Below are 13,284 nucleotides of genomic sequence, written 5' to 3' on the forward strand. Positions count from 1 at the left end.
CCCCGAGTTTCCGTATATTCTCAATGTTTAGCTAGGTAGGGTCTCTGACTACGGATGCGTTTATTTGCACTCGCTTTAACGCACAAATAAATGTTGCTTTCCACGTACATGAACGTTTCTGCCACATCGTCTACCGATTTTCGAAGCTCAATACCATTCACTGCTGGGTTACCACCCAGTCAATTCTACCTCGCTAACTTTCTGTCTACGCTTAAAATGTTACGTTACCGCAACATCTCTAAGACTCGATACAAAGCGATTTGCGGTAAGTTGTAAAATGAAATGACCATAGAACAAAAAATAAAGACTCAAGAGAAAAAATCTTGTACAATGTTAAGTGACTAAACCAACACAAGTACAGGAGGATTTCAAATGAGTCAATTAAATTTTATCACAGAAAACAAAAAAGGTAAACACCTAACATATGAGGATCGTATAAAGATAGAGACATTATACAAAATGGGGCTAAATTCAAGCTGTATTGCGGAGCAAATAGGTGGACGTTCAGAGCGTACAATAAGGCGTGAAATTGCTAAAGGAATAGTAGAATTATTGAATAGTGATTTAACCACTCGAATGGAATATAGCGCAGAAATTGGGCAGTCAGAACATGACAGACAAGGCACAGCAAAAGGGCCTGCATTGAAAATAGGGAAAGATCACAAATTGGTGAAGTACTTAGAAAAAGCCATTGGTAAATATGGCGAATCTCCGTATGCAGCTATTCAAAATATAATAAATAAAGATCTACAATTCGAAACAACTATTTGCTTCAAAACTGTGTATAACTATTTGGATAATAATTTATTCTTAAACATAAGTAACAAAGATCTGCCTGTTAAAAAGAATGCCAAAAAGAGAAACTATAAAAAAATAAGGCCGGCGTATAACAATACCAAAGGGACAAGCATATCAGAAAGACCTACAGCGGTAGCTGCACGTGATGAGATAGGGCACTGGGAAATGGACACCGTAGTAGGAAAGCAGGGTACAAAGACTGTATTAATGGTGTTAAGCGAAAGAGTAACTCGCAAGGAGTTAATCTTTAAAATACCTTCTAAATCACAGGTCGCTGTTGTGAAGGAATTGGACAAATTGGAGCGTAAAATGGGAATGGCATTCTCAAAAACATTTAAAACAATCACCTGTGATAACGGCTGTGAGAACCTTGATTTCGAGGGTATTGAGACCTCAGTAAGGAATAAACGAAAGAGAACTAAAGTATATTATGCCCATCCATATAGTTCATGGGAACGAGGCACAAACGAGAATATCAATAAAATGATACGACGATTTATCCCAAAAGGTGTGGATATTTCAGCATTCTCTAAAAAACAAATTATGCAAATACAGCACTGGATCAACAATTATCCAAGAAGGATTTTTAACGGTCTATCTGCTAATATGATGGAACAGAAAACCATTATAACTTAACATTATATTTTTCTTGAAAATTTCGGACATTTTATATTGCAATCTACATACAAAGCGATTTGCTAAATCTTACCTTGACAGGATTCCCACCTGCTAGAATATACGCCCTGTCGGGACGCACCACGTATGTCGGCTGTACCCGATAATGGAACGTATAAAAGTGGACAAATCAACGTGTCCACTTTACTTCTAAATCGTAATAGTTTAAAATTGCTAATCCAATCCATTTTAAAAATTTGATTTTATCTTATTACAAATTTAAAAATTGAAACCCCAAAAGCAAGTATCGCAGCAAATAAACTAACTTTAGCAACCTCTTTATTTTTCTTCCAATTCTGAATGGATTGAATTAACATTGACACACCCAACAATGGCTCAAATACATTTGTTCCAATTTTCCAAACACCTAAAATCTGCATACATACAAATATTATTATGCTTATAGAACAAATACTACTAAGTACAGACAGCACTTTTTCATCTGTTTGTTTTTGACTCCATCTACCTCTCACTTTTCCCATTGTACCTCCTATATATTCAATTTACGGCTTACAGTTTAAAACGATTGTTTAATACCATATATTCTTATTATACATAATTTATGGATTAAGATTCCAGTAATTATGTATAATGAATATTTTTGCCCAACCCATCCAAAAGGGGGAATAAGGACTATTTCACAAAGTGTACTTTGTGAAATAGTCCTTATTCGTTGTTTTTGTGTGTCATAAGTACATCTTATTTATTTCTGACATATGTCAAATTGATAGTACATGTTTTGAAATATAAATATAGGCAATTAGTTTGAGAATAGCTATATTTCAGAGAATATCGAATTAGTGATTTGCCTATTCCCCCTTTCCGGGGGGATGGGCAAAAATACCCATAATAAAATTAAATTTATACAAATATCGGTTGTCTTGTATTAAAATCCTTAACCATAGTATAACTATGGGGTATGTTACTGTGAACTATCAAATTTTTAGTTCGGATTGTTCACTTATTTCGGGACATTTTCAAAAATGCTTGACACTAAAATCCTATTTGGAATAAGTAATGTGAAAAGACTCAGGGATAACTGAACCTCCAATAATAGGTGGTGAAAAAAAACCTCTATCTGAAAAAGCTGTAACGGTATAGCCATCTGGCAATGAGTCTATTATATTCGCAGATGCTAATGTAGAATCCATTACATTAAGAGTATTAATAGAAGCATCTAATTTTACTTTACCACTCGAAACTCCAAACGGTGAAAAAAAATCCAATAGGTTAAGTGATATGTATTTTGATGATACATATCCACCATGAATCGTAGCTGCTTTAACTTTTGTGGGACTGATTGTAGTTAAGGTAAAACCAACCATCAATACTAATGACAATAAAAATACTGATATTTTTTTCAATATATTTGCACCTCAATTCTTATACCCTTTTATAATAGTTTTCAAAAATATGATTAAATTCTTCTTCTTTACATAATTCTTCTGTAACTTCTTTTTTATATGAAATATCACACAATGCAAGTTGCTTCATCTTTTTAAAGCCCTCCTTTCTTTGTTTTTTTACCCGGCCAAGTAATCTCATATGTTAATACGTAAAATTTTTCATTTCATTACATAAATTTCACTTTTTTAATAGCAACCTCTATCACAAATTATTGTTACAATAATATATTCTTATGTTATATTTTAAAAGCTCAATAAAATACTAATCTAAAAAAACAGATATTACATTATAGAATACTATATTGCCTACCTATTTTTTCAGATTAGTTAAGTGTTTTCTGTATTCATCTAAGGTTACTAAATATCTAAGTTGACCTCATTCAATCAGCAGCCATAGTTGCACATTCCCATACTACTTATTCATTTTTTTAGCACCTGCATAAGTTAGCAGTAAATATACTCCATATATACAACATACAATGGCAGAAACAATAATAATATTTGTCATCATATTCGTTGTGCCCATCTGTTTAATAAGCTTACTGATAACTTTTAATGCGATACATGAATGTAATAATGCCATTGCAAATGGCACTAAGAAGTAAACTAAAATCTGTGATAATATACTCTTATTAACCTCTTTTCTTCCAACCCCAAGTTTTCGAAGCATTTCATATCTTCTTTTGCTATCACTCGCTTCTGACAACTCCTGAATTGCAAGTATGGCGCCGCTTGACACTAAAAAGATTATGCCTACATATATTCCCACAAAAGAAGCCAACATTGATGTTGTTAAATTTCCAATCTGTCTCATTACACGACATGCAGCAATGTAATTACCGTAATTTAATAATTCATTATCATATTTGTCAATAACAGGAATATCTAAATCCTTAAAAGTATTAATTACAAGGCCACCCATGCTCGCATTAAAGTTTTTCACCTGATCATCTGTTAAAATAATGATTGCTGTTGAGGCTGGATCATTTATATTACTAAAATTGCGATATAAACAATCTTCTTTTTCTGCCTGAAACTGTTTTCCATTTATTGAGAGAGCATTAGCTTTTCCTTTTAACCCATTCACAACAATTTTATTGTTAGAACAGATTGCGTAAGATTTATCATCAATCTGTAATTTTTCTCTGCCTTCCATGCCTATCAAATTATTATAATCTGACAGTTTCATAACTGCAATCTGCTGCTGTGTGTTTAATAATTTCATGTCATTTTTAGTAATGTCTGATAAATATTCATCACTCATTAAACTTTTAATCTGAATTCCACTTTCATAAAGTTCATATGCATAGGTTTCCTTTATGTCGTCTTTAATAACTGTGTCTTTATTATTCATTATTTCTAATGCTGCTTTTTTATCAGCTAATCCATATATTGTAACCTCAAAAGGCTGGTTAAATTTAGCATTTCCAATAATAGCTTTATTCACGCCCAGTCCACTTGATAAAATCGTAATTGTTAAAAATAGCATGAGTGTAATAATTGTCAATGAAATCACATTTTTACTTACTTTATTTCCAATTTGCCTTATTGTAAATAAATTTATGTTTTTAAGATATAGATTATCTACTTTACGTAAGCATTCTGTTATAAAACTTCCCATTGATAAAAAGAATAAATATGTTCCGCTTATACCACAAACCAAACTTACAAAGAACAATTTATTTTTTGGGTTAAGCCCTATATTCAAAATAATTGCATAGGAAATGACTAACATAATAAGCGATAATGTAAAAGCTACGAAACCTGCTTTCACGGACATAAATCTTGTTTTATCGCTTTTTGTCTCATATAATAAATTAATAAGCTTATTCTTTTTAATTATCTTAATATTAAATATGGAAACACATGCAAAAATACTTGCAAAACATATAGCAGTTTTACGTAATGCACTCCAGGAAAAAACGAACTTATATTTTGATAAATCTAGCGATTTATCTCCTCTAAACATCTCTATTGTCACTACCTGTAGCCCTTTTGAAGCAAATATCCCTAAAATAATACCGAAAACCATTGCTATTATTCCAATTAATAAAGTTTCCATTAAAAGCATCTTTGAAATATCATTACGTCCCATTCCTAGGCTCCCATAGATACCAAACTCATTTTTTCTTCGTTTAATCAGAAAATTATTTGCATATATAACTAAAAAACCGATGATTATTGATATAAATACCGAAATGATACCTAGCATATTTTCCAAAATACTAAGTATTTCTTGCTGACCGCTTTGGATTTGCGAAAATCCAGCCTGTGAATCCAATAAATTAAATGTAAAAAACATGGCAACCGAAAATGTCAGTGTAATAAAATAAATAAGGTAATCCCCAAAACTTTTTTTAACGTTTTTATATGCCAGCTTAAAATACATGGTTGGTTTCACCTCCCATTTCTATTATTACTTGAATAACTCTGTCAAAAAATTCTTTTCTACTATCTGCGCCTCTTTTTATCTCTGTAAAGAGTTTGCCATCTTTTATAAAAAGAATTCTTTTTGCATAGCTTGCCGTAAATGCATCATGCGTAACCATTAGTATGGTTGCCTGCATATCCTGGTTCAGATATTCTAATGAATCTAAAAAATGAGCAGCTGATTTAGAATCCAAAGCTCCAGTGGGTTCATGAGCTAAAAGAAGGGATGGTCTTGAAATGATTGCTCTTGCACATGCTATACGCTGTTTTTGCCCGCCCGACATCTGACACGGATATTTATTTAGTATCGCTCTTATTCCTAATTTATCTGCGATATCCTCTACCATTTGTGCTATTTCTTTTGGGTTTTTCTTTTGGATTGTTAGTGCAAGTGCTATATTTTCATATGCTGTTAATGTATCTAGGAGATTTAAATCCTGAAATATAAAACCTAACTCTTCTCTTCTAAACTTCTCTAATTTATGCTCGGACATTCCATCTATTCTTGTTCCATTAATCTCTATTTCACCACCTGTAATATCATCAATCGTTGATATACAATTAAGCAGCGTTGTTTTTCCACTTCCAGAGGGTCCCATAATTCCAACAAATTCTCCTCCATTAACAGTAAATGAAATTCTATCTAACGCCTTTGTCAGCATTCCTTTTGCACCATAATATTTTTCTATATGACTAACTTTTAATATTTCTTTCATTTTTTATTTCCTCCTCGTCTAACACTCTATGTACTAAGTATAATACGTATTTACATAATCTTATATTGATTTACATTTCAGTAATCTTTCATTTTTGAAAGATTACTGAGCAAAAAAATGAGTCATGATTATCATGACTCAAAACACATTGTTCCGCCTACGGGGAATACTATATTAAATTTTGTACCTTCGCCTCCGGTTGACTCTACGCTAAGAGCTATATTTAACTTATTTGATAATTTTTTACATATATATAGCCCCATGCCTGTAGATTGACCGTAAACTCTTCCATTCTCACCAGTAAATCCATGATTAAAGACCTGTTCAATATCCGATTCTGATATACCAATTCCATTATCTTCAATCGTAAGTATTATTTGATTATCTCTCTTTTTTGCTGTAACCCTAATGATTTTCTCGGCCTTATCTAAATATTTAATAGCATTTGTTATAATCTGCTGCAAAATAAAATTAAGCCATTTTTCATCCGAATATACAAAAACATCAAGATTGTCAAATTCTAAACGTATTCTACTGTAAATAAACGATTTTGCAAAGGTCTTAAAACATTTTTTGACAACGTGCTCTAATGAAAGCCTTTTAATTAAATAATCATTCTCAGCATACTCGCTCTTTGAATAATACAATACTTGATTCAGTAAACGTTCTAGCTGCTTTAATTCAGTTTTGATATTCTTTGTCACCTGTGACGGATTATTATCAATAATAAGTTCAGCGGATGCTAATGGTGTTTTTATTTCATGTAGCCATATTTCTAAATATTCTTTATAATTATCTGTCACCTGCTGGTATTCACAAATTTTATCAACAACACTTTTTTCAATTTTTCCAAATGTATTATATATAATATTTCCTTCGAGAAATTCAGGCTCATCAAGGGTCTCTTTAATCAGATATAATTCATTTACTTTTTCTGTACTTTCTATAATAGAGTCATAAAATTCCTTTTTCTTCACGTAATCAATTGTCATAAATAAAAGAATTGGGAAATACCAGATTATTAAAATGCCTAATAAACAGATACTCTCTATATTAATATAAATCAAAAACAGTATTAACAAAAGGCTAAGTAGTGTATTACAACACAGGAATAGCTTCTTATCATTCAAATATTTTCTAATATTCATTCTACTATGTACCCCTGTCCTCTTTTTGTTTTAATAAACTCTTTAAGGCCTATTTCATCTAATTTTTTTCTAAGTCTTGTCATATTTATAGAAAGGCTATTATCATCAGCAAAATATTCTGCAGACCATAACTCTTCCATTAATTCTTCTCTTGACACAATTTCATTTTTTCTTTTTATAAGGCTTGTCAATAAAATTAGTTCATTTTTCGTAATGTCAATCTTTACTCCATTTGCTGCCATTGAACTGTTACATAAATTTATGGTAAGTCCACTACATTCCATCCCCTCTTTAGATTTATTCCCTGCCTCGCTCCGTTTTAGTACTGCATTTACTCTAGCTAATAGTATCTCTGTGTTATATGGCTTTGTTATAAAATCATCTGCACCTAATTTTATGCTCAGAAGTTCATCCATGTCACTGTCACGGCTGGTTACTATAATAATTGGAACTTCTGAAAATTTTCGCACTTCTCTGCAGATATAATAACCGTCATATACTGGTAGGTTAATATCTAGCATCAGAAGTTCTGGCTGCAGCATTTTAATAACATCTATAATATTGTCAAATGTTTCAGGAGCTGTAACTTCATATCCATAACGCTCCAATAACACTTTTAATTCCGCTCTAAGCCTTTGTGTATCTTCAACAATTAGTATTTTACTCATATTAAATTCCTCTTTATATATTTTTATTTTGTGCTTTATACTTTGCCAATACAGCAGGCTTTTGGCGCATCCACTGGTTACTATATTTTTTACAAAAAATATTACTACCATATATTTATGCGACAACTTCTAGTGTTTGTTTATTATCTTCGGTATATTTTACCAATAAAAAGCACTATTAGCAATCAGATTTTTGCTAATAAAGAAGGAGAGGTTTCCCTCTCCAAATTTCTATTAGTGTCCTTATATGAATATTAAAAACTACAATATGTAAAAACCAGGCACATCATAGATAATAATTCCATGATGTGCCTGGCTTTTTAATATATTTATAATTTATGTTTATTTGCATATCCTGTAAGCATCAGTGTTAACGCACCATCCCCAGTAACATTACATGCAGTACCAAAGCTATCTTGCAACGCAAAAATTGTAATCATTAGTGCAGTACCCGTTTCATTGAAACCTAAAACGCTTACGATAAGACCTAACGAAGCCAAAACAGTTCCTCCAGGAACACCAGGAGCACCGATTGCAAAAATGCCGAGTAGAATAACGAATACTACCATGGATGTAGGATTAGGCAGCTTTCCGTAAAGAATTTGTGAAACAGTCATAACAAAAAAAACTTCAGTTAGAACAGAACCACAAAGGTGAATATTTGCAAATAGAGGAACACCAAAGTCTACCATATCTGGTCTCAGTGAATCTGATTTTTTTGCACATGATAATGCAACAGGTAGAGTAGCTGCTGAAGACATTGTCCCAACTGCTGTTAAGTATGCAGGTCCATAGTGCTTTAAAACAGACATAGGGTTTTTACCTGAGTATATACCTGCAATGCCGTATAAAACAGTAAGCCAGATAATATGACCAACAATTGCTATTAAAACGACACCTAAGAAAATAGGAAGTTGTTTAGTAACTGATCCCTCATAAGCAAGAGTCGCAAATGTTGAAGTTATAAAAATAGGAAGAATAGGAATAACTATTCTTGTAACAATTTCTAAAACCATGTTTTGAAATTCATCTAAAGCGGTTTCAATTGTTTTAGCACTTGTCCATGTTGCGGCTAACCCTATTACCATAGAAAATACTAATGCACTCATAACTGGCATAATTTGAGGAATATCAAGCTTGAAAATTAATGCAGGTAGCTCTTTTAATCCCTCAGTAGCAGGTGTTATTGAAAGACTTGGGATAATTGCATATCCAGCAATTGCTGACATAGTTGCAGCACCGATTGAGGATACATAGGCTATAAGAACAGCAATACCCAACATTTTTGTAGCATTGTTTTTTAGCTTAGTGATAGATGGTGCTATAAATCCAATGATGATAAGTGGTACAGCAAAGAAGATGATTTGTCCTAGTATATATTTTATGGTAACAATTACAACCATTAAGCCTTTAGGACATACTAAACCAATACCTAACCCTAGTGCTACACCAATAATTAGTTTGATAATTAAGTTATTAGATTTTTTTTTCATAGTTCCCCCCACGCCGTAATTACGGCTAAAAAAAATGTATTTTCATTTCTATTTCCATTTTTTAATATATCATCAAGTATAACATTAAATCATCACCTGCGGTGCTACAATATTAACGACTTCAGAAGGATATTTATACTCACACTGAAGTTTTCTCTTTGTTAATGTATATAACTCCCACTTATAGTAGTGGGAGACTTGACTTCTGAAATATCGTTATAATTAAAATTAATTCAAAATGATGGTAATTTATTTGATTTACGATATAATAAAGATACTAGTAATGCAATTGCATTGTATAAATATAACAATATCATGGAAATATAAGCCGTTTGCAACAAGGAATGAATGTAATATTGGAATGACTTAGAGTAAAACCACTTTAAGTATTTCTGTTTATTTTAAAATAAATGAGTGAAAGTAGAGGGACTTTATGAAAACTTCTATAAGTGAGAGTATAAACTCCCTTCTGAAGTCGTTAATCTTTCAGCTCCGCAGGAGATGATTTAATTGAAGATACTAATTATTAATGGGAGTGCACATAAAGGAAATACCTGGGCACTTGTGGAAATAGTAAAAAAACATATGCAAGAACTTTCAGATAGCAATATAGATTTCGAAGAGGTACATTTGAAAGAAATAGGACTCCCCTTTTGTACCGGATGTAGTTCGTGTTTTATTAGAGGAAATAAAAGTTGCCCTCATCACTTGGAAGTGCAAAAACTTATTGATAAAATTGAAGAAAATGACGCGACAATTATTGCGAGTCCTTGCTATAGCAATAATGTGACTGCATTGCTGAAGAATTTTATAGATCATTTGGCTTTTAACACTCATAGACCAAGCTTTTTCAGAAAGAAAATGCTCGCAGTATCCACTGCGGGTGGAAATGGCGCTAAAAACTGTACCAACTACTTAAGAGAAACATTTATGTGTTGGGGATTTAATCGTGGATATGAACTTCCAGTTATATCGAATAGTTACGGAGAGTATGATCCTCCGAAAAAAGTTACTAAAAGATGCGAAAGAGTGGCTGAGAAATTCTACAGGGACGTTGCTAGTTGTAAGTTATACTCTCCAACATTTGTAAATTTGTTGGTTTATAATATTTTTCGTGGGATGAGCCATGCTGGAACTGAGGGTGAGTTTTATGACAATAAATATTGGAAAGAGACTGGCCTTGTTGATGTTGCATATGCGACAAAAATACCCCTTCCTTTGTACAAACGTTTTTTGGGAAATATCATATATTCATTTGCGAAGAGGATGGGAGCAAAGAAAAACTTGAAGTAGAAGTTAAAAAACAATCTGTCCAAAGTGCAAAAAGTATGATGGAATGCTTAGTAACACTACTCCAATTGCAGTAGGAATATATTTGATAACCACAAGTGCGTTCAACTTTTTAGAAGAACTTGTTTTTAGAATATATATGAGAAATTTAAAAACTGAAAATTAATAAATATTAGAAAAATCCTGCTAACTTATTTTATTAGCAGGTTTTTTTACTATTAATCATCTAGCCTTTTACTATCGACCTCCTGTATGATTCTTGAAATAAAGTCCTCCAGTAAGCAATTGCCCTCATCACCATTCTTTCTACTTCTAAGGGATATACTCGCTGAGTTTTGTTCTTTTTCACCAACAACAATAATATATGGCAATCTTTCGCTTCGGGCCTCTCTAATTTTATAGCCTATTTTTTCTGCTCTACCATCTAAACTAACCCTGATATTATTTTCTTCCAGTTTATTTACTACAGCTTTTGCATAATTATTATACTGCTCCGATATAGGTAGTATTTTAACTTGAACAGGTGATAGCCATGTTGGAAACTTTCCTGCAAAATGTTCTATCAAAATGCCAATAAATCTTTCTATACTACCAAAAATTACTCTGTGTATAACAATTGGTCTGTGCTTTTCTCCGTCACTGCCAATATATTGAAGATTAAATCTTTGAGGAAGCTGCAAATCTAGTTGTATAGTTCCACATTGCCATTCCCTTCCTATACTATCTTCTAAGTGAAAATCTATTTTAGGCCCGTAGAATGCTCCGTCCCCTTCATTTATCTTAAATTCCATGTTCATTTCCGTGAGCGCGCCCTGAAGTGAGCTTTCTGCTAATTGCCACTCTTCATCACTTCCCATAGAATTTTCAGGTCTTGTTGAAAGTTCTACTCTATATTTAAATCCAAACCTTCCATAAACTTCATTTATAAGTTTAACTACACCCTTTATCTCTTCTTTTATCTGCTCCGGCAGCATGAATATGTGAGCATCATCCTGTGTAAATGCTCTAACCCTCATAAGCCCATGCAAAGCTCCAGATAGTTCATGTCTATGCACCTTTCCTAGTTCTCCAGCTCTTATTGGTAGATCCCTGTAAGAGTGAGCTTCTGATTTATATACAAGCATTCCTCCTGGACAGTTCATTGGTTTTATAGCGAATTCTTCTTCGTCTATATTGACAGTATACATATTTTCTTTATAGTGAGACCAATGCCCAGATGTTTCCCAAAGTTCCTTGTTTAATATCATAGGTGTTTCTATCTCAACATACCCAGCCTTATTATGAAGTTCTCTCCAGTACTCAATTAACTTATTTTTTAAAACTACGCCATTAGGGAGAAAGAATGGAAAACCTGGTCCTTCATCCATTAAAGCAAATAACTTTAGCTCTTTCCCGAGTTTTCTATGATCCCTTTTCTTCGCTTCTTCAAGCATATTCAAATATTCATCAAGTTCGCTTTTCCTCGCAAATGCCGTTCCGTATATTCTTTGAAGCATTTTATTTTTTTCACTACCCCTAAAGTAGGCCCCTGCAACTGATAATAGTTTGAAGGCTTTTACCTTTGAAGTTGATAATACATGAGGCCCTGCACAGAGTTCTATAAAATCTCCTTGCTTAAAGAAAACTAATTCTTCCCCTTCTGGCAAATCATTAATGAGTTCTATTTTATAAATTTCTCCCTTATCTTCCATAAGCTTTAAAGCTTCTCCCCTAGAAATCACTGATCTCTCGAGTCTTAAGTCTTCCTTAACTATTTTTCTCATTTCTTCTTCTATTTTCTCAAGCATATCCATAGTAAAGGGTTCTTCCACATCAAAGTCATAATAAAATCCATTATCTATTGCAGGCCCTATAGCCAATTTAACATTCGGATACAATCTTTTTACCGCCTGAGCAAGTATATGAGATGTGGTGTGCCTAAGTGCCCTTTTTCCTTCTTCTTCATTAGAATTTATTACACTGCCGTCTTTTATTACAACTTTTAACATGAATATTCCTCCTTCAAAAAATAATAAACCCGTCCCAAAATAAGGGACGAGTTTTATCGCGATTCCACCCAAATTACAGAAGGCTTAGTTTAAAATCACCTCTGTCACTCAATACCGCTAACGCCGGTCTGCGGAATTACCTACTTAAGTTCAATAATCAACTCGGAGGTGGTTTTCAATAGTGCTCGCTTAAGAAACTTTTCAGCCGGTGAGTTTCTCTCTCTTTGAACAGTATACTATCTACTTTTCCTCTTCACAGTTTTTAATTTAAAATTAGTATATTCCAAAGCGTCTTCATTGTCAATATGTGTTATAATTATTATAATATGTGTATTTCATATACAAGTGATTATTTATATATTATATCCTAAAATTTTAACAACATTCTTACGATCCCAAATCTTTTAAACCTTGTTTAAGTATGTTTTCACTCGCATTTTCATCTCTTTGATGTACAACTCCACATTCTACACATACCCATTTTTTTATACTTAAATTCTTAATTTCTTTATTTTTATATCCACAATCGCTACATATTTGACATAACCTATTTTGAAATTTATTTTAATATTTCATTGACAATATTTTCACTATGAAATATACTCTAATAAAGAGGGCAAACGTTTGCACAAACTAAGATTAATATAAAGATACAATTGTGTATTGAAATTT

Annotated in this window: 11 protein-coding genes and 1 other annotated feature; of the genes, 2 read left to right on the forward strand and 9 right to left on the reverse strand. The window is 32.5% G+C overall.

What is annotated here, in order from left to right:
• Positions 1-372: 372 nt before the first annotated feature.
• On the forward strand, positions 373-1,434 hold the full coding sequence (locus tag ACWJJ7_RS05780) for an IS30 family transposase (RefSeq protein ID WP_462963737.1): 1,062 nt from the start codon (positions 373-375) through the stop codon (positions 1,432-1,434).
• Positions 1,435-1,676: 242 nt separating this feature from the next.
• Here ACWJJ7_RS05780 and ACWJJ7_RS05785 read toward each other — a convergent pair whose 3' ends face one another.
• The 7 genes from ACWJJ7_RS05785 to ACWJJ7_RS05815 form a co-directional block, all read right to left on the reverse strand.
• Positions 1,677-1,955: a hypothetical protein gene (locus ACWJJ7_RS05785; protein ID WP_462964350.1), complete on the reverse strand. Its 279-nt coding sequence runs from the start codon at positions 1,953-1,955 to the stop codon at positions 1,677-1,679.
• 519 nt (positions 1,956-2,474) lie between these two features.
• On the reverse strand, positions 2,475-2,813 hold the full coding sequence (locus ACWJJ7_RS05790) for a hypothetical protein (protein ID WP_462964351.1): 339 nt from the start codon (positions 2,811-2,813) through the stop codon (positions 2,475-2,477).
• A gap of 478 nt (positions 2,814-3,291) precedes the next feature.
• Positions 3,292-5,268: an FtsX-like permease family protein gene (locus ACWJJ7_RS05795; protein ID WP_462964352.1), complete on the reverse strand. Its 1,977-nt coding sequence runs from the start codon at positions 5,266-5,268 to the stop codon at positions 3,292-3,294.
• The gene (locus ACWJJ7_RS05800; RefSeq protein ID WP_462964353.1) at positions 5,258-6,025 is read right to left on the reverse strand and encodes an ABC transporter ATP-binding protein; all 768 of its coding nucleotides are present in this window, start codon (positions 6,023-6,025) and stop codon (positions 5,258-5,260) included. Before ACWJJ7_RS05800 ends, ACWJJ7_RS05795 begins: the two co-directional genes overlap by 11 nt.
• Positions 6,026-6,156: 131 nt before the next feature.
• Positions 6,157-7,017, reverse strand: coding sequence for a sensor histidine kinase (locus ACWJJ7_RS05805; RefSeq protein ID WP_462964354.1), 861 nt, complete (start codon positions 7,015-7,017; stop codon positions 6,157-6,159).
• Positions 7,018-7,169: 152 nt separating this feature from the next.
• Entirely contained in the window at positions 7,170-7,841 is a 672-nt protein-coding gene (locus tag ACWJJ7_RS05810) for a response regulator transcription factor (RefSeq protein ID WP_462964355.1), read from the reverse strand.
• Positions 7,842-8,170: 329 nt separating this feature from the next.
• Entirely contained in the window at positions 8,171-9,334 is a 1,164-nt protein-coding gene (locus ACWJJ7_RS05815) for a dicarboxylate/amino acid:cation symporter (RefSeq protein WP_462964356.1), read from the reverse strand.
• Between the two features lie 510 nt (positions 9,335-9,844).
• Here ACWJJ7_RS05815 and ACWJJ7_RS05820 point away from each other — a divergent pair.
• Complete coding sequence (locus tag ACWJJ7_RS05820; RefSeq protein WP_462964357.1) at positions 9,845-10,627, forward strand: NAD(P)H-dependent oxidoreductase; 783 nt, start codon at positions 9,845-9,847, stop codon at positions 10,625-10,627.
• Positions 10,628-10,842: 215 nt separating this feature from the next.
• Here the strand turns inward: ACWJJ7_RS05820 and thrS are convergent, their stop codons facing one another.
• Both thrS and ACWJJ7_RS05830 read right to left on the reverse strand, forming a co-directional pair.
• On the reverse strand, positions 10,843-12,612 hold the full coding sequence (gene thrS / locus ACWJJ7_RS05825) for a threonine--tRNA ligase (protein ID WP_462964358.1): 1,770 nt from the start codon (positions 12,610-12,612) through the stop codon (positions 10,843-10,845).
• Positions 12,613-12,651: 39 nt separating this feature from the next.
• Positions 12,652-12,878, reverse strand: a binding site (T-box leader).
• Between the two features lie 121 nt (positions 12,879-12,999).
• Positions 13,000-13,149 (reverse strand): zinc ribbon domain-containing protein, encoded by a 150-nt coding sequence (locus ACWJJ7_RS05830; RefSeq protein WP_462964946.1) that lies wholly within the window; start codon positions 13,147-13,149, stop codon positions 13,000-13,002.
• Between the last annotated feature and the right edge of the window lie 135 nt (positions 13,150-13,284).

Source organism: Clostridium sp. CM042 (genome assembly GCF_055080995.1).

What these genes read in the sequence shown, in the direction of transcription:
- ACWJJ7_RS05780 (WP_462963737.1), top strand. Translation starts at nt 373, where the DNA reads ATGAGTCAATTAAATTTTATCACAGAAAACAAAAAAGGTAAACACCTA.
- ACWJJ7_RS05785 (WP_462964350.1), bottom strand. Translation starts at nt 1,955, where the DNA reads ATGGGAAAAGTGAGAGGTAGATGGAGTCAAAAACAAACAGATGAAAAA.
- ACWJJ7_RS05795 (WP_462964352.1), bottom strand. Translation starts at nt 5,268, where the DNA reads ATGTATTTTAAGCTGGCATATAAAAACGTTAAAAAAAGTTTTGGGGAT.
- ACWJJ7_RS05800 (WP_462964353.1), bottom strand. Translation starts at nt 6,025, where the DNA reads ATGAAAGAAATATTAAAAGTTAGTCATATAGAAAAATATTATGGTGCA.
- ACWJJ7_RS05805 (WP_462964354.1), bottom strand. Translation starts at nt 7,017, where the DNA reads ATGACAATTGATTACGTGAAGAAAAAGGAATTTTATGACTCTATTATA.
- ACWJJ7_RS05810 (WP_462964355.1), bottom strand. Translation starts at nt 7,841, where the DNA reads ATGAGTAAAATACTAATTGTTGAAGATACACAAAGGCTTAGAGCGGAA.
- ACWJJ7_RS05815 (WP_462964356.1), bottom strand. Translation starts at nt 9,334, where the DNA reads ATGAAAAAAAAATCTAATAACTTAATTATCAAACTAATTATTGGTGTA.
- thrS (WP_462964358.1), bottom strand. Translation starts at nt 12,612, where the DNA reads ATGTTAAAAGTTGTAATAAAAGACGGCAGTGTAATAAATTCTAATGAA.